The following is a 17,835-nucleotide window of genomic DNA, read 5'->3' on the forward strand; positions in this document are numbered from 1 at the left end:
TCATATCTTTCAATCTGATCCTTTATAATTGTTTAGAGTACCAAGATGGGCGAAGTTAAAAACATAATCAAAGATATCCAAAAATTCCCAACTTGAACCAGAATAGGTAGCAAACAGAATAACAGTTTATAAATTTGATGTTGGTCCAAAAATATTGGTAGAGACATATTTATGATTAAAGTACATGGGTGATCGTTATGGAGTCTGATGAATATGTTATCCAAACATCCTCTTTAACTAAAAAGTTTGGAGATTTCACTGCAATAAATGATTTAAATCTTAAAATAAAAAAAGGAGAAATTTATGGTCTGCTAGGACCCAATGGTGCGGGTAAAACCACAGCCATTAGATTACTTTGTGGCCTTATCAATTATGGAAGTGGAGAAGCATACGTGCTTGGAACCAAAGTTCCAAATCATTCAATAGCTCATCAAATCGGTTACATGCCTCAAGAAACAGCTCTTTACAAAGGATTGAGTGTTCAGCAGAATATGGAATTTTTTGGGGAGATATATGGCTTGGATAAACAGAGGATAAGTGAAAGGATAGATTCTTTGCTTGAATTCATTGACCTCCAAAACTGGAGAAATGAACTTGTTGAAAATCTGAGCGGTGGAATGAAGCACAGGGTTTCACTTGTTTGCGCACTCATTCACGAACCAAAACTCCTATTTTTAGATGAGCCAACAGTTGGAGTTGATCCGGAGTTGAGGGTTTCATTCTGGAAGTACTTCAACGATCTAAAGAACAACGGTGTTTCAATCCTTATCACAACTCACTACATGGACGAGGCAAGACACTGTGATAGGATAGGATTCATGAAATCAGGGACACTCATAGCTGAAGACGAACCATCCCAACTACTAAAGATTACGGGTAAAACCTCTCTTGAAGATGCTTTTCTCGTGTTTTCCAGGGAGGTTCAAAAATGAATCTTTCAAGAACTTTAGCAGTGACTAAAAGGGTTTTTAAAGATGTTAAAAACGATAAACGTACCATTGCCTTGATTTTAATCGCCCCAATATTTGCAATGTTTGTGTTTGGACTTGCCTTCAGTGGAAATGTTGAAGATGTAAGCACCATCATAGTGAACCATGATAATGGCTTTGTTTCGCCCAGTGGTCAGAACACCTCGATTTCAAAGGATATAATTTCCAATTTAAACACCTCTGTCATGAATATAACTTACATGACAGATGATGCAGCTGCAACTAAGGAAGTTCAAGATGGTAAATCATACGCAGTCATTATATTCCCTGAAAATTTCACGCAAGAGATTATTCAAAGCCAAACAGGAACCAATTCAGGAAATTCAAGTTCAAGTACTGAAATCACTATTAAAGACGATGAAAGCATTGTTAATATTAAAACTGCAATTACTGGAAGTGTGGCTGATGCCGTAACCACGACTATGGAGAATAATGGAGTAAATCCTCCTGTAAAATTGAGTACTGATCCTATCTACGGCCAAAATGCTCAGTTCATAGATTTTGTTGTTCCGGGAGTTATGGGATTCATAGTTTACTTGTTAACCACCTTACTCACACTCCTTGCATTTGTTGGTGAGAGAACATCAGGAACTCTTGAAAGACTGCTTTCAAGCCCTATAAGAGAGTCGGAGATGGTGGGAGGTTATGCTATTGCATTTGGAATCATCGGAACTGTGCAGGCAGCATTTCTCCTACTGGTTGCCATAGCTGTTTTCAGGATCACAGTTATTGGTGATGTTTTTCTGGCATTTCTGGTTGTTGCACTCCTTGCAGTTGTTTCACAGGCACTTGGAATACTGCTTTCAAACCTTGCAAAAACCGAAGGGCAAGCCGTGCAATTTGTACCATTCATCATTCTACCAGTATTTCTGCTTTCAGGAGTTTTCTGGCCAATACAAGCAATACCTGTATGGTTAAGACCGTTATCATATTTAGTACCGCCAACCTACGCAGTGGATGCATGCCGAGCAGTTCTTCTTAAGGGATGGGGTTTAAGCCGAATATGGCCAGATATTCTTGCACTAATACTATTTGCTGTTCTGTTTCTCATCCTTGCCACATTATCCCTCAAAAGACGTAAGGATTAAACATTGAACACATAATCTTCCTTTTTTAAATAGTAGAGGAAAATTCAAAACCAAAATATATATTATTTTTATTTTTAAAGCAGTATCAAGGTTTATGGTGGCTTTTTAATCTTTAAAATCTTGGTTTGACCACTGATAAAAATGTTTATAGAAAAAAGTTCATATTAAAATCTATGTACGATGGTTCATTGCTGTTTTTTGTGGCTGCATTCCTGTCAATTGTTGTGGGTACAGTGGCAGGATTTGGTACCTCAACTATTTTTCTTCCCATTGCACTGTTCTTTGTAGATTTTAAGACTGCCCTTGTGCTGGTAGCTGTCAGCCATCTTTCTGGTAACATCGGCGCCACAACCTTCTTTCGCCATGGTTTGGAAAAGAAATTGATACTGCTATTTGGTGTTCCAAGCATCTTGCTCACGGTGCTAGGGGCATATCTGGTGGTTTATGTTCCCCAAAACATTTTAATAATAATATTGGGAATTTGCCTCCTTATTTACTCTGTGACCTTTCTTTTAAAGCCTGATATTAAGGTGGCTGCAAACAGAAACAACACAATCTTTGGCGGTGGATTGTCCGGACTTTTACAGGGTTTAGCTGGTATAGGTGGACCAATTAGAAGTGCATTTTTAATATCATACGATCTAGATAAGTACAGATACATAGCCACCCTTGCAGCTCTGGCAGTGCTGATCGATCTAACCAGACTACCAATTTATCTTACAAACAATCTGCTTGAACCCCAGTACTACTACTACATACCCATACTCGTGGTTTTAGGAATATTAGGTTCTTACGTTGGTAAAAGAATAGTGAACATAATACCTCAGGCCCTGTTTAAAAGAATGGTGATGGTGGCAATTGGACTTGCAAGCATCATTCTAATTATTGGTGGATTGAAATTCTAAAAAAAAGGTGGGGCTTTTAGATTATTTTGAGGAGTAGGGATTATAAAAAAGTCTTCTAAACCCTAAACTCACCAGTATAGGATTTTTTATGGTGACACTCCTTTTTTTGAGTGTGGTTCTCCTTATTAGATCTCCAAGTCCTCCCCCTGTTAAAACATCCATGAAGTAATCTCCAAATCTGGGATCATTGATATTTAGATTTTTTTCGAGGAACTGTTTCAAGTTGTGCTGTCTGAGGTAGGCTATTACCATGGTTGTTAGCAAGAGCAGGACAAGGGTTACAACGAATGTTGTGGCTGGTGTGAAGTTGCCAATTAAGCCTCCTAAAAATGCGAATGAAACACCCAGTGCCACTGCAAAACTGTGATTTCCAACTTCACCCATCATTATTTTGCCCCTGAAGTCCAGTGGTGCGTATCCAAGGCAAGCTGCTAGTAGTACTAGTACTGGATAGTAAAGGTATCCGAGTGCTAAAATTCCTATGAGTACCAGTGCACCCATCAGTATCACTGTTGTGCAGGCTGTTCCTGGCTGCATATCTGCTATGTTCAGGGGTTGGATCATGAGGGCTATGAGTATTGAAACTGGTCCAAGGTAGAAGTATCCAACAACCATAACCAGCAACATACCAATACCTCTTGAAAGCTGTCCAAATTCTAATTTGCTTCCCCTGATCTTTTTTCTCCCAACAATATCATCTAAAAGTGCAAATAAACCTATTATGAGTATTAAATATTTGCCTGGAGCTGGGAAAAAGATGAGAAGAACTACGAAGGGGGCTATGCCCACTGCCCTTGGAGTACCGCCCCTTATGTTTGTGTAAAGATTTCCTCCAAATCTGGTTATGAGTTCCTTAAATCCCAGTGTTAATAGTAGGGATGCTAAAAAAACTGTAACCACTGCAACTAATTCGTTTAAAATTTTCTTTCTCCCCTATTTTTTTTGTGTTAAATTAATCTAATTTGGATTTTTAGGTTCTTGTGAGTGGATATCTAAGTGTGGCTGCTATGCCTCCCAAGGCTGAGAGTTGTTTACCTCCGTCGTGTTCGCTGCTTATTATCACGACGTTTCCACCCATGTTTTCTGTTAGATCCATTAATTTTTCAATGTCCCTTTCACGTACCATTTCATCTATCACAAGGAGGGTTTCTGCTGCTCCTGTTTGAACTGCTTCACCCACCTCTTTTTTACCGTATGCAACAAGTTTTGAGGATTTTCCGATTTCTGAGAGTAGTTCTTCAACTTTCCTGATTTCAAAGGCTATTCTTCCCTCTGTGGCCATTTTTTCTATTACACCCTTCTTTAGAACTTCGGTTATTCCTGTTCTTCCACCTGCACCTGTGCTTTCAAGTACAGTCATCTTGGCTATTTCAGCGTACTTTTGAACGAGGAAATCATGAAAATCTCCCTTTGAAAATCCTGGCCCTGCCAGTATCACGGTATTAACTTCTTTAAATCCTTTGATGACCTCTGCTAGTTCTGTGAAAAAGTCGTTTATGGCTTGTTTACGGTTTTTCTGTACTATTCTTTTGCCTGATACACTGCCAATTATGGGTCCGTAATAGTCTACTCCGTACTGTCTTATAATTCCTATATCGGCAACATCGTCTTCTATTGCAACTATTAATGCTGTTGGTTTTTTTGAAGATTTTATCGAATCCTTAAGTCTTTTGAGGTTCCATTTGGACCAGTGTTCCTTCTGGATTTTTATTGAATTTTTGAGTTTGAGATCTAGGGTGTGGAAGGAGCCCAGTGGCACCAGATCTTCGGGACCTACTTCTATAGTTCCTGTTGCCCTTAATTTTCCTGTGTACTTGTGGAAACTGATATCATCCACCCTCACACCCATGAAGAACGTCTTTTTTATTCCCCTGTCACTCCTGATCCTTTCTCCTGTAGAATCCTGGATCCTTCTACTGGTGAGGGATGATACCAAATCACCCTTCTCTATTATATGGGATAAATGCCACAGATCATCGAGTGTTTCTGGAACTACTTCTATTACTCCCTTCTTTTTATCTTGATAAACTATGCGCAAATGTAACACTCCCTATGATTTTCAGTTTAATTCACTATCGATTTCAGTGCTTCTCATCTGATCTTTTAATTTGTTAATATTTTAAACTTTGGTGAAAAAAAAATGGCTTCGAATCTTTTCATAAAATGAACCATCCACCATGTAACCTTAATAGAGGTTTACTAACACTAATATGATGTTGATAATCTTAATCGTAGCAAGTTACCAATTAATAACATATAAAAACAATTGAAGCACATATTAGTTAACAGTGATAATAAATGCCGGACAAAATTTTGATTGTTGAAGATGAAGTAATCACAGCCATGGACATCAAGAACATGTTGAAAAACTATGGATTTGATGTTTTAGGAATCGCTTCCACTGGAAAGGATGCAATCAACAAGGCAGAAGAATTCAGACCAGACCTCGTACTTATGGACATCAGTCTCAAGGGAGATATGGATGGAATTGAAGCTGCTGAAGAAATAAAATCTCATTACAATATTCCCGTTGTTTATATGAGTGCATTCACTGACACAAATACCTTCGAACGAATAAAATTTACCAATCCCTATGGTTTTGTAAATAAACCCGTGAGTTCTGAGCTGCTTCTGATATCAATCGAAACAGCCATCTACAAACACAACCTTGATAAAAAATTGGCAGAAAGTCAGGAAAAACTCAAGGATGCACATGATAATCTGGAGTTAAGGGTTCAAGAAAGGACCGCTGAACTTGAAAATGCCTACAAAGAACTTTCAGATATTTATAACAATGCCCCCTGTGGTTATCATTCTCTTGATAAAGATGGTTACTTTGTTAAAATTAACAACACAGAACTCAAATGGCTCGGATACACCAAAGATGAAATCATTGGAAAGAAGAAGTTCAGGGATCTTGTGACTGATGAAGGTGTTGAAAAATTTGAAATGAATTATCCGGGCTTCCTAGAACAGGGATTTGTGCACGATCTGGAATTTGACATGATCAAAAAGGATGGATCACCATTAACAATTCTTTTAAGTGCTACAGCAATTTATGATGATAATCACAACTTTTTGATAAGCAGGTCAACAATTTTTGATATAAGTAATCGTAAAAAAATGAAATGACAATTTTGAATAATTTGGCGAAAGATTTCAAACTAAGTTGAAATCAAACTAGTTTTACCTGTCAAATGGATCTAGCCAAAAAATGTTAAAATAAAAAAAGTAAGAATTTAAACATCTGCTTAATTCTTATTTAGTTTAATACTTACCTGTTTTAAACGTTGATAGGTACTTGGAGTTTTTGTTCCCTGCTGCGTCCTTAAACGCACCTGTGGGTATGTATATTTGGTAGTTGTTTAGGCTGAGCCTGCTTCGAACCATTTTAATTGTTAACTTGTTTCCAGATACTGATTTTTTGATTGTCACAAGTTTTCCTGTGTTTTTGTTTTTAACCTGGATGTTGTTGTATTGGCTGGCTTTAGAGATCTTTTCGTTGAATGTCAGTGTTAGGGGTGCACTCAGCGAGAAACCCACTTGATTGTTTTTAGGTGTTGATTTCACTACTTTAGGTGGAACCTTGTCGATTATGTAATTTTTAGTGTATACTGTGGATTTATCTGAAAACTGATCCATTGCAATAAATTTCAGCAGAGTGGTAGAGTTTATGCTGATTGGTTTGGTGTATTTCTGGCTCATGTTGTTTGGAGTTTTACCGTTGGTTGTGTAATAGATCGTTTCATTCCCATTCACCTGTAACTTCACCAGTTGATTTTTGTTGTAGATTCCACTCGATGTGTTGGCCCAAGGATTTGAAAAACTAGTTCCACCGCCATTTCCCATAGAACCATTACCACTGCAGTTTCCACCATTTAAAACAACAAGACTCACTGATCTTGCTGATGGAGCTTGGTTGGACATGTCAATGCCGGAACCTTCCAACAACAACTGGTTAAATTTGGCCATTACGCTTAAAGTTTTTCCAACAGCTTCAGGGAGCACTTTAACAGTTAAACATAGGGTTTTTTGTTGACCCCTCTCAATATGTGTTATAATATTTAGGTCCCACACACCAGTAAGTGGATTATAGTTTTGAAGGTTTTGATTTCTATCCAGCACAACATTGGATACAAATTGAGTACCGTTTGGTATTGGAATGTATAATGATACATTATTCCAATTCACTAAACCGGTATTGGTTATTGTTACCAAGATTTGTACTGTATCCCCCGCGTGGGCCGTATTTTCAGATGTTGCTATAGATACTGAGCTTGAATACAACATTGTAGGATCAGCTGGATATGTGACTGTTGGACTATTCTGTACCTGCTGTGGATTTTCAGCATTTACAGCAGAAATACAACTGAATATGATTATAAAAAGAAATATTAATGGTATTTTATTAATGTTTGTCATTTAACCCCCCACAGTTAATTATTATTTCTAAATTTAACTTATTTCAATCTGAATATAAATACATATCGATAAATTAAAAATGAAAAATTGATTTACGATTCTCGTGAAAAAGTCCAATTGTTTCCAATGCAGATTATTTATTGAAATTCATTTCCCAAACATACGCTAAATATGAAAACTAAACTATTAAATATCTAAATCATGGAATGTGTAGTGTAGGTATCCTGAGTTCAGTTTGTAAACCAAATTCATCAATATATTAATAATGATAATATTTAGTAATAATTTTATTGCGTTAAAGCCGTCTATAACGAAGTTGTATAAAATTGACCAATTTTTTTCAGTATAATCCCGGGAAAATATTTGGAATCACATTTTCAGATCAATCCAAAAATCTGAATTTGGATACAGTAAAATCAAAATATTGCAAATGCCCTCTAAATCCAGCAGCACACCTATACCACCCAGCATAAATACGGTGTTTTTGATTAAACTTAGAAATCATCTGATTGGTACAGATAACAAACGAGTTTGTTCTCACACATCCAACTCAAAATTATGAACGATTTCATTCTACCAATTTATAATAAATATTATTTTTCAAAAAACTTGAATTCGGTAACCTCAAAAAATTTCAATTTATTTTTGTGCTTAGTTCGCTAAAAATGTTATTTTTCAACAATATTTTATATCCCAACATCAATAGACATATAGAGTAAAAGGGATTCTGTATATGACCCTTAAGTTAACTGAATTTCAGAAGGGATTTAAATGGTAAAAATTGCAGTAATTGGTGGAACAAGAGGTTTAGGCCGATGGATAGCTAAATTTTTAGCTGAAAAAGGTTTTGATGTCTTAATTACCGGTAGAAACGTCACTGATGGTGAACTGGTTTCAAAGAAGATTGGCACAGGTTACACCAACAACAATTCACTGGCAGCAGAAACTTCAGATGTGGTGATAATCTCCGTACCAATACATGCAACACCCAACATCATCAAGGAACTTGCACCACTCATGAAACCGGGATCTCTACTAATGGATGTGACTTCAGTCAAGGAAGAATCTAGTCATTTGATGGAGCAGTACGCTGCAGAAGGTGTTGAGGTTGTTCCATCCCATCCCATGTTCGGACCCAGGATCAGATCCCTCGATGGCCAGGTGGTAGTGCTCACACCATCTGTGGATGGATCATGGTACACCAAGGTCTACAAATTTTTAGAACATGAAAATACAAGGATAATTGTCACCACTCCAGAGATCCACGACAGGATGATGAGCATTGTACAGGGACTCACACACTTCGCATACGTGAGCATTGCAGCAACCATTGACAGGCTTGACATCGACATCAAGGAGTCTAGGAAGTTTGCAAGTCCCATCTACAATCTGATGCTGGATACCATTGCAAGGATAACAGCTCAAAACCCTTACCTGGTTTATTCTATACAGACCTCGAATAAGTACATCAAGGATGCCCATGAAACCTTCAACGAAACCTTCAACGAGCTTAAGAACATGATTGCAGATGGTGATGAAGAAGGATTTGTACATGCCATGAGTAATGCTGCCAAACACATCGATGATCTTGAAAGTGCACTTGGAAGATCTGATAAGGCCATATCCGCACTTTCAGAAGAGGTTAATATTTTAAAGAACCTTGTGGGAAGGGAAGTTGGGCTTAAACACATCTACTCCGGTAAGGTTCATGTGGGAATGTTGGAGGAACTAAAACCAGAGTTTCTGGTTTTAAAGTTAAACAACAGTTCAACAAAACTCAAACTGTCAAATGTGGAAATATTAACAGACAAAGAGCTCAAAGATTGGAAAATTAACAACTATCCCCTGAGGAGCTACGATGTATCCGCTGTGTTCCCAGAATCTGCAGATCCCGAGGTTGTTGTGGCCACTGTCCAAGGACTTGAGGGTGTTGTGGATGCCGAAGTCATGGATACCTACAGCGGCAGTCAGATTCCAGAGGGCAGTATCAGTATCACGTTGAGGTATTTAGTGTTTGATGATGATGCAGTTTTAGAAGTTGAAAAACTTTTAAAGGGATTTGGATGTCAAATACGTTGATTTAATTGTTTTTTTTACATTTTTTTCCGTGTTCTACGGCTTTTTTTTGTTTATTGGGTCAATTTACATCCTTCTTTTTCAAGATTTTTTTTATTACAAATCGACAAGTTTTTTAGCACAAAAACACAACATATATATAGTAGAAAAAACAATGTTATAGTAACATGAGTTAACTAAAAGAAGAAAATTGATTAAAACTATTTTACACGTTTACAAAGCATTTCGAACATATTTAACATGATATTAGGAGGGGTTTTATATGGAAAATAAAGAAATGAAATTAAAAGTTGCTGAAGCCTTCTCACAGGCTGATGTTGGAAGGTCAGTTGCAAGGATCGACCCTGCATGCATGCAGAAACTCGACCTTTTAGACGGAGACATCATAGAAATTGAGGGAAAAAAATTAACTGCAACCAGGGTTGCATCCTCACAATCCGATATTGGCCTTGGAATAATACGCATAGACGGCTACATCAGAAAAAATTCAGGAACATCCATTGGTGAAGAAGTAACTGTCAGACATGCCGACTACAAAGAAGCCAAGAAAGTAGTACTCGCCCCAGTTGAACAGGAGATACTCGTAAGGGGAGATGTTAAATCAGCATTTCTTGGAAGGGTACTCAGCCAGGGAGACATGATAATAACTGGCGTAAGACAGCAACAGCAACAGCAAACCATGCGTTCAGGACTATTCGATGAGTTCTTCAGGGACGTTGCTCCAATGGGCGAGATCAAACTCGCAGTTGTAACCACCAAACCTGCAGGAATCGTACAGATCACTGAAATGACAGATGTTGAAGTGCAAACAGAACCCGTCGACGTATCAAAACTCGAAGGAGTTAAAAACGTAGTTGATGTAACCTACGAAGATATAGGTGGTCTTAAGGAAGAAGTTAAAAAAGTCAGGGAAATGATAGAAATACCCCTGAAGAGACCAGAATTATTTGAAAGACTGGGAATTGCACCACCTAAAGGTGTATTAATGCACGGTCCACCAGGAACAGGTAAAACATTGCTTGCAAAGGCAGTTGCAAACGAAAGTGATGCCCACTTCATAGCCATAAACGGACCCGAGATCATGAGTAAATACGTCGGAGGATCAGAGGAACGTTTAAGGGAACTGTTTGAAGAAGCAGAAGAAAACGCACCATCAATCATATTCATAGATGAAATTGACGCCATAGCTCCAAAAAGAGAAGAGGTATCCGGAGAAGTTGAAAGAAGAACAGTAGCACAGCTTTTAACACTCATGGATGGTCTTAAATCAAGAGGACAAGTCGTTGTAATAGGAGCAACCAACAGACCAGACGCACTAGACGCTGCAATAAGAAGAGGCGGAAGGTTTGACAGAGAAATTGAAATTGGAGTGCCAGATAAAGATGGAAGGGGAGAAGTCCTTCAGATACACACCAGGGGAATGCCACTGGATGACAAAGTGGATCTCGAAGAAATGGCAGACATAACCCACGGATTTGTCGGTGCAGACCTTGAATCACTCTGTAAAGAAGCTGCAATGAGGGTACTAAGGAGAGTTCTTCCAGACATAAAAGGAGACGAAGAAATATCCAAGGAAACCCTTAAGAAAATGATTGTAACCAAAACAGATTTCAAGGAAGCTCTCAAAGAAGTCCAACCTTCAGCACTGCGTGAAGTCCTAGTTCAAGTGCCCGATGTTAAATGGGATGACATAGGAGGATTGACAAGCGCCAAACAGGAACTTCAAGAGGCAGTTGAATGGCCTTTAAAATATCCTGAAAGCTTTGAAAAATTCGGTGTGAGACCACCAAGAGGAGTGCTCATATACGGACCTCCAGGAACAGGTAAAACCCTACTTGCAAAGGCAGTTGCAAACGAAAGTGATGCCAACTTCATAGCAGTCAAGGGACCGGAATTACTCTCAAAATGGGTTGGAGAATCTGAAAAGGGTGTGCGCGAAGTCTTCAGAAAAGCCAGACAAACAGCACCAACAGTAATATTCTTCGATGAAATCGATTCAATAGCATCCGCAAGAAGCGGATCAAGCACAGATTCCGGTGTAACACAGCGTGTTGTAAACCAACTCTTAACAGAGATTGACGGTTTAGAAGAACTGCAGGACGTGGCTGTGATTGCTGCAACCAACCGTGTAGATATACTTGACCCTGCCCTAACAAGACCTGGAAGATTTGACAGGCATGTAAAGGTAGATGATCCAGATGAAACAGCAAGGTTATCCATATTCGAAGTTCACACCAAGGATATGCCACTTGCAGAGGATGTGGATCTAGAAGTTCTATCAAAAAGAACACATGGATTTGTTGGAGCAGATATCGAAGCAGTCTGCAGAGAAGCAGTGATGCTCACACTCAGGGAAAACATAAAATCCGAACTAGTGGATATGAAACACTTCCAGGAAGCTATTAAAAAAGTTAAACCTAAACATGAATCAGATCTAAGCCACTACAGTTAAATTTAAATTTGGAGAGATACCCCTCTCCAAATCCCCCTACTCTTTTTTTTATTTTTAAAATAATTTTATGTACTAATCAGTTCTTGACGTTTTTTTCCTTAATTATCTACCCAGATAACCTTTAATTTAATATTTAATTCAAATTCAAGTTCTTTGTAACTTTTACAAAGTTTAAATATTGATAGGGAATATAAGTTAATTAGAAAATTGAATGGATATGAACTGATTTTATCAGTGATATTTTTTCATGTCGATTTTAAAATTGAATATTTTAGGTGAATAACTATGAGCAACAATGTAAAGGATATGTCACTTGCACCGGAAGGTATAAAAAAGATTGAATGGGTTCAAAAACACATGCCAGTTCTTGAACATATAAAAAAGGAATTTCAGGAAACAAAACCGTTTGAGGGTGTGACAATTGCATCTTGTTTACATCTCGAACCTAAAACAATCAATCTTGGTTTAACACTTCAGGAAGGTGGTGCTGAAGTGGCCATGACAGGATGTAATCCTTTATCAACCCAGGATGATGCCACTGCAGCAGGCGCATCCCTTGGACTGAACATGTACGGATGGAGAGGAGAAACCAACGAAGAGTACTACGAAAACCTGAACAAAGTACTTGACCATGAACCAGACATCATCATAGATGATGGTGCAGACATGATTTTCCTGGTTCACAAAGAAAGAAGGGACCTCATGGACAAGATCATTGGTGCATGTGAAGAAACAACAACCGGAATTCACAGGCTCAAGGCCATGCATGCAGACAAAGCACTTGAATTTCCTGTGATGGCTGTTAACGACTCCTACATGAAGTACTTGTTTGACAACAGATACGGTACAGGTCAGTCCACCTTCGATTCAATCATGGGATCAACCAACGTACTCATAGCAGGAAAAACATTGGTTGTCTGCGGTTATGGATGGTGCGGTCGAGGAGTTGCAATGAGAGCAGCCGGACTCGGAGCAAACGTCATTGTAACAGAGATCGATCCAATAAGGGCACTTGAAGCACGTATGGATGGTTACAGAGTCATGAAAATAAGGGAAGCTGTTAAAGAAGCTGACATGATCATAACTGTCACAGGAAACATCGATGTGGTTTCGGGAGATGATTTCAAGTACATGAAAGATGGCTGTATCATGGCCAACTCAGGTCACTTCAACGTTGAAATCAATAAACAGGACCTCCAAAAAATATCCAAAACCACCAAACTACTTAAACCTGATATTGAAGAGTTCACAACAGAAGATGGAAGAAAACTGTACCTGCTTGCAGATGGCAGACTCGTAAACCTTGCTGGTGAACGTGGTCAGGGCCACCCAGCAGAAATAATGGATATGAGCTTTGCAATGCAATCCTTATCCGCCAAATATCTCCTTGAAAACAAGCTGGATGTTGGAGTGTACAAGACCCTAGATGAAACTGATATAGATGTTGCCAAACTCAAATTAAACGCAATGAAAATTGATATAGACAGTTTAACTGAAAGACAAGTTGCATACCTCAAAAATTGGGATGAAGGAACCTGAATAATTCATCAAAATCCCCCAATACTACTTTTTTTTAACATATAACGATTCAAATGCAGTTCATTAAAAAAATTAATGGAAACCATGGCCCTACCCGTGTTTTTGTAGGGGGAGTCCATGGAAAAGAGGGTTTAACCACCATTGAACCATTAAAACAGTTGAGTCAAATGGATGTTTTAAATGGTAAACTCATCCTCTTCAACTGTCCAGAGAGCAAATACATTAGTACCCTGGATCCTGATTACTACCAGACAAAAATGGGTCAGACCATCATCAAGATCATCGAGAAGTACAGACCAGAGATCTACGTTGAACTGCACTGCTACAAACCTTCAAGTTACCAAAAACTCATAAACTTGAATCGAAAGGATGAAGCAGGGGTACCTCCACTCATAGAACTTGAAGAAGGTGTACTTATAAGTTCTGTTGCACCTTACCTTAGAACTGAACTCTTCAAAAGGGATGATGTGTGCATAACCCTCGAAATGCCCTGCAACCCTTCAGAAAACTCTAAAAAGGTTTACTTTGAGATAATGCAGCAGATTGCAACTTCAAATAACAGAAAGGAATTTGAAGCAAAGTTAAGGGTTAAGTATCCAAAACAGGTTGAAAGGGCCAGAATCTACGCTGCTGAATTTTTCGGAGAATACCCATCCTTCTGATACAGACTCAAAAGACTATTGAAGTTTTACGATAAAATAGAAACAGTTTATCTGCTTGAATTAAAGTGAGAATATTTTTTTAATTCAGTTTTTGAAACTTGTAAATCGCTGCAAATTTAGTTCACAACTCTGTTTTTATTGCTTCTATAATTATAAAATCATGGCATAGCGTTTTAATGAATCCCAACTACAGATCATTTCGATTTTCAACGTTCCCCTGATTAGTTGCGGTTAATATTTCCATGGTCGTTGATAGCTCCACCATAATATGATAGCCCCAACATCTGTTGCTTTGTTATTTGTAAATGTGCAGTTGTTAACATTTAAACTACCATCATTATAGATAGCTCCACCATTTTTTGGGGTTGCATCATAACTAGTATCACCAGAAGCAGCCGAAACATTACCCATGCCCGAAGCAAAAATAACTCCTAATAATGATATTACTACAGTAAAAACCATCAAATTAGAATGATCCCTTCTAAAATTCATACAAAATTCATACTGTCCCATATTCTCTCCACCTCCTCATAAAAAAATTTACAAACAACTTTTCATACAATTAAAAATTTACAATTATAATTTAAAAATTATAATATTTAAGTGATTCTTGAGAATCTTTAGAAATTTCACACCAAAACATCAAAAATTAGCTAATCTATTGATTACAGTGCGGAGTTAAACTCAAAAAAATAAAAATGCAGTATTATATTGCTAAAAATATTTTTTAACGCGAATTTATTGATTAAAAAAAATGATTCAGCCTTTAGTTATTAATAAATTATGAAAATTATTGACTTTGAAATAGTATATTACATACATAATCCCCATTTAGAACCAGTCTTCAAGGCTTTTTTGTTTGTTATCTAGCTTGGCAAATTTGTCAAGTGCACTAAGTACCCTCTGCTCTGAAAAGTCGTGCTGGTCACAAAGGAATTCTACAGCAGCTTCTTTATCAGGAGAATTCCATTTTAGTTCGTAGTCCTTGACCACATTGTGTTCTAAGAACATGTTCCGTAGTATGGTTGGATCAACATCCATTTCATAGTCATTCTTTTCTATGACATTGAATATGTCTCCATGTTTTTTTATGAGTTTCAAACCTGTTTTTGCACCCACACCTTTAACTCCCCTGTTAAAATCAGTTCCCACAAGTATGGCTATGTCTACAAGCTGTTCCCTTGTGATCTCCATGTTTTCAAGCACTTTTTTAAGGGTGATTAACTCAAGATTTGCTTTTCCACCAGTTATGGTTAAGTTTCTAACCATCCTCGTGGCCCCGAAGAGGATGCAGTCGTAATCCTGCGAACCCACACACCATGCATCTCCATTTTCAACCATGTACGATGCTTGTGCTTCTCCCTCACCCAGTGCCTGGATGTAGGGTACTCCAAGAATCTCTAATAGTTTTTTCGACCCTTCAATGATGTCCCTGGACATCCTGGAGGATCTTACAGCGTACTTCCTTGCCTCTTCCAAGTTACCCTCTTCAAGGGCTTTATCCCATTTTTTCTGGGATTCTTCTTTCACTTCCCTTCTTTTATCTTGGGTGTCCTTTTTAAGTGCATCTGATACTCCGTCAAAGATGTATATGGGTTTAATTCCCTTTTCTATGAGGGATGATGTTCGATACAGTATTCCACTGAAGTGGGATGTGATATTTTTGTTTTCATCCATGAGCGGTGTTCCATCCACCTGTCTGATGCTTGATAAAAACTGATAAATTACATTTGCAGCGTCTAACGCAACTATTTTTGATTCTAAGTCCTGAAATTTGATGTTTTCTGGAGTTACAATATCTTTAAATTTTACACCCATCTACTAATCCCCCAACTGTAATGAAAAAAGGTTTTAATTTCTGAAATTGGAGTATGGAAATGTTTCCATGAGCCATATTAATATTTCATTGTGATGAATTATGTTATATGTCCTTGCGAGCATCACAGAATCTGTGTTGAATATTTCACCAATTTCTGGTGATGGTTTCTCTGAGTACACAGATTTTATTTCTCTTCGAGATTCTATCTTGTGTTTTCTAAGTATTCTTCCGATTGGAATATCTGCCCGGATAATATCCTCTTTAAAATCTTTTTCAAGCCTATCTATAGGTATCAACGATACAGCATATATCAATGGTTCGTTGGTTTCAATTACAACCACCCTGTAGTTGACTTCGTCTCCAACTTCAATATCTAGAAGTTTGGCGATTTTTTCATCAGCCTCTATGAACTTCTGTTCAAGGGTTTCTATCTTAGCGTGACCCTTGATCACATCAAGTATGGCTGTTATAGAACCATCTGTTGTTAGTAGAATCTTCTGTGCGTTTGAAAGTTCTCCCACTTCAGATTCTATACCCTCTATAGACTTGAGAATAGTTTTATCCATTTTTTTAATCCCTTGGATCGTTTATTTCACCACTGAGTGCTGAAGATGCTACCACTGCAGGATTTGCAAGGTAAACCTCAGATTCGGGGTCTCCCATTCTTCCCAGGAAGTTTCTGTTGGTTGTTGCTACACAAACTTCGCCTGCTGCAAGCACACCCATATGCCCTCCAAGACAGGGTCCACATCCAGGGTTGCAGATTATTGCCCCTGAATCCATGAATATGTCTACTAATCCACTGTTAATAGCTTTTCTGTATATTTCAGCTGATGCCGGTATTATGAGAAGTCTGACATCGGGATGAACACGTTTTCCTTCCAGAACTTCAGCTGCAGCCACGAGATCTTCCATCCTTCCATTGGTACATGAACCTATGAATGCCTGGTTGATGGTTTTTCCAGTGACTTTGGACAGGGGTTTAACATTATCCACGTTGTGTGGACATGCCACTTGTGGTTCCATGTCATCCACATCAAAGAAGTATTCCTTTTCATAAGTGTAATCAGGGTCTGATGTTACAACATCAAAGCCTTTTACATTTCTATCCTTCAGGTACTGTAGGGTGGCTTTGTTAGGTTCCATTATTCCATTTTTCGCACCGCTTTCTATTGCCATGTTGCATATGGTCATTCTACCTGCAACATCCATGTTTTCTATGGTATTTCCACAGAATTCCAGTGATTTATAGGTTGCCCCGTAGGTTCCAATTTCACCTATCACATTTAAAATAACGTCCTTGGCGCTAACAAAGTTACCTAACTTTCCATCAACTGTAATTTTGTAGGCTTCAGGAACTCTGAACCATGTTTGTCCAGTTGCAAAAATAAATGCCATGTCTGTTGCTCCGACTCCAGTTGCAAATGCTCCAAATGCCCCGTGGGTGCATGTGTGGGAATCTGCTCCTACAACCACTTCGCCTGGTTTAACGAAACCGTACTCTGGAAGTACTTGATGGCATATTCCTTCACCATGATTTAAATAATTTTTAATTCCCTGATCCCTTGCAAATTCCCTTGAAACCTTGTGAAATTCTGCTGATCCTATGGTGTTGGGAGGCACTGTATGGTCACATATTATGACTATCTTCTCAGGATCCCAGACCTTGTCTTGGATCTTTTTGAAGTTGTTTATTGTGGGTGGGGATGTCCCATCGTGTGCCATTGCAAGATCCACATCAACTTCTATTATTTCTCCGGGGTGTACCTCTTCCTTACCCGCAGCCCTGGCCAGTATTTTTTCTGTAATGTTCATTTATTATCACTCTAAATTGAATCAGGACCCCGGAAATAATTAGGGATCCTTAGATCAGGTTTTTGTTA

Annotated in this window: 15 protein-coding genes; 8 read left to right on the top strand and 7 right to left on the bottom strand. The window is 38.2% G+C overall.

What is annotated here, in order from left to right; all coding sequences use genetic code 11:
- The first annotated feature begins 197 nt into the window (after positions 1–197).
- From METBO_RS10160 to METBO_RS10170, 3 genes are all read left to right on the top strand, one after another.
- Positions 198–932 carry an ABC transporter ATP-binding protein gene (locus tag METBO_RS10160; RefSeq protein WP_013645626.1) on the top strand — a complete coding sequence of 245 codons (735 nt, stop codon included), beginning with the start codon at positions 198–200 and terminating at the stop codon, positions 930–932.
- Positions 929–2,077: an ABC transporter permease gene (locus METBO_RS10165; RefSeq protein WP_013645627.1), complete on the top strand. Its 1,149-nt coding sequence runs from the start codon at positions 929–931 to the stop codon at positions 2,075–2,077. The genes METBO_RS10160 and METBO_RS10165 overlap by 4 nt, the downstream gene beginning before the upstream one ends.
- Positions 2,078–2,202: 125 nt before the next feature.
- Positions 2,203–2,982: a sulfite exporter TauE/SafE family protein gene (locus tag METBO_RS10170; protein WP_227717222.1), complete on the top strand. Its 780-nt coding sequence runs from the start codon at positions 2,203–2,205 to the stop codon at positions 2,980–2,982.
- Positions 2,983–3,003: 21 nt separating this feature from the next.
- Here METBO_RS10170 and METBO_RS10175 read toward each other — a convergent pair whose 3' ends face one another.
- Together METBO_RS10175 and METBO_RS10180 are read right to left on the bottom strand one after the other, a co-directional pair.
- Entirely contained in the window at positions 3,004–3,882 is an 879-nt protein-coding gene (locus METBO_RS10175; RefSeq protein WP_013645629.1) for a cell wall biosynthesis protein, read from the bottom strand.
- 70 nt (positions 3,883–3,952) lie between these two features.
- Positions 3,953–5,020, bottom strand: coding sequence for an mRNA surveillance protein pelota (locus METBO_RS10180; protein WP_013645630.1), 1,068 nt, complete (start codon positions 5,018–5,020; stop codon positions 3,953–3,955).
- 260 nt (positions 5,021–5,280) lie between these two features.
- Here METBO_RS10180 and METBO_RS13770 point away from each other — a divergent pair, with 260 nt between their 5' ends.
- Positions 5,281–6,114 carry a response regulator gene (locus METBO_RS13770; protein ID WP_013645631.1) on the top strand — a complete coding sequence of 278 codons (834 nt, stop codon included), beginning with the start codon at positions 5,281–5,283 and terminating at the stop codon, positions 6,112–6,114.
- 135 nt (positions 6,115–6,249) lie between these two features.
- Here METBO_RS13770 and METBO_RS12900 read toward each other — a convergent pair whose 3' ends face one another.
- Positions 6,250–7,404, bottom strand: coding sequence for a chitobiase/beta-hexosaminidase C-terminal domain-containing protein (locus tag METBO_RS12900; RefSeq protein ID WP_013645632.1), 1,155 nt, complete (start codon positions 7,402–7,404; stop codon positions 6,250–6,252).
- A gap of 771 nt (positions 7,405–8,175) precedes the next feature.
- On the opposite strand from METBO_RS12900, the gene METBO_RS10195 reads away from it, so the two are divergent.
- The 4 genes from METBO_RS10195 (at position 8,176) to METBO_RS10210 (ending at position 14,133) form a co-directional block, all read left to right on the top strand.
- Positions 8,176–9,483 (top strand): prephenate dehydrogenase, encoded by a 1,308-nt coding sequence (locus METBO_RS10195; protein ID WP_013645633.1) that lies wholly within the window; start codon positions 8,176–8,178, stop codon positions 9,481–9,483.
- Positions 9,484–9,742: 259 nt separating this feature from the next.
- Complete coding sequence (locus METBO_RS10200) at positions 9,743–11,932, top strand: CDC48 family AAA ATPase (RefSeq protein ID WP_013645634.1); 2,190 nt, start codon at positions 9,743–9,745, stop codon at positions 11,930–11,932.
- A 285-nt stretch (positions 11,933–12,217) separates the two neighbouring features.
- Complete coding sequence (gene ahcY / locus METBO_RS10205; protein ID WP_013645635.1) at positions 12,218–13,471, top strand: adenosylhomocysteinase; 1,254 nt, start codon at positions 12,218–12,220, stop codon at positions 13,469–13,471.
- A gap of 53 nt (positions 13,472–13,524) precedes the next feature.
- A complete protein-coding gene (locus METBO_RS10210) occupies positions 13,525–14,133 on the top strand; it encodes a DUF2119 domain-containing protein (RefSeq protein WP_013645636.1) in 609 nt (202 codons plus the stop codon).
- Between the two features lie 231 nt (positions 14,134–14,364).
- Here the strand turns inward: METBO_RS10210 and METBO_RS10215 are convergent, their stop codons facing one another.
- The 4 genes from METBO_RS10215 to hacA all read right to left on the bottom strand — a co-directional run bounded on the left by METBO_RS10215 (position 14,365) and on the right by hacA (position 17,767).
- Positions 14,365–14,646, bottom strand: coding sequence for a hypothetical protein (locus tag METBO_RS10215; protein WP_013645637.1), 282 nt, complete (start codon positions 14,644–14,646; stop codon positions 14,365–14,367).
- Positions 14,647–14,964: 318 nt separating this feature from the next.
- Positions 14,965–15,951: a flap endonuclease-1 gene (fen, locus tag METBO_RS10220; protein WP_013645638.1), complete on the bottom strand. Its 987-nt coding sequence runs from the start codon at positions 15,949–15,951 to the stop codon at positions 14,965–14,967.
- Between the two features lie 33 nt (positions 15,952–15,984).
- Positions 15,985–16,518 carry a chorismate--pyruvate lyase family protein gene (locus tag METBO_RS10225; RefSeq protein ID WP_013645639.1) on the bottom strand — a complete coding sequence of 178 codons (534 nt, stop codon included), beginning with the start codon at positions 16,516–16,518 and terminating at the stop codon, positions 15,985–15,987.
- 4 nt (positions 16,519–16,522) lie between these two features.
- Positions 16,523–17,767, bottom strand: coding sequence for a homoaconitase large subunit (hacA, locus tag METBO_RS10230; RefSeq protein WP_013645640.1), 1,245 nt, complete (start codon positions 17,765–17,767; stop codon positions 16,523–16,525).
- Positions 17,768–17,835: the final 68 nt, after the last annotated feature.

Source organism: Methanobacterium lacus (assembly GCF_000191585.1).
Lineage (GTDB): Archaea > Methanobacteriota > Methanobacteria > Methanobacteriales > Methanobacteriaceae > Methanobacterium_B > Methanobacterium_B lacus.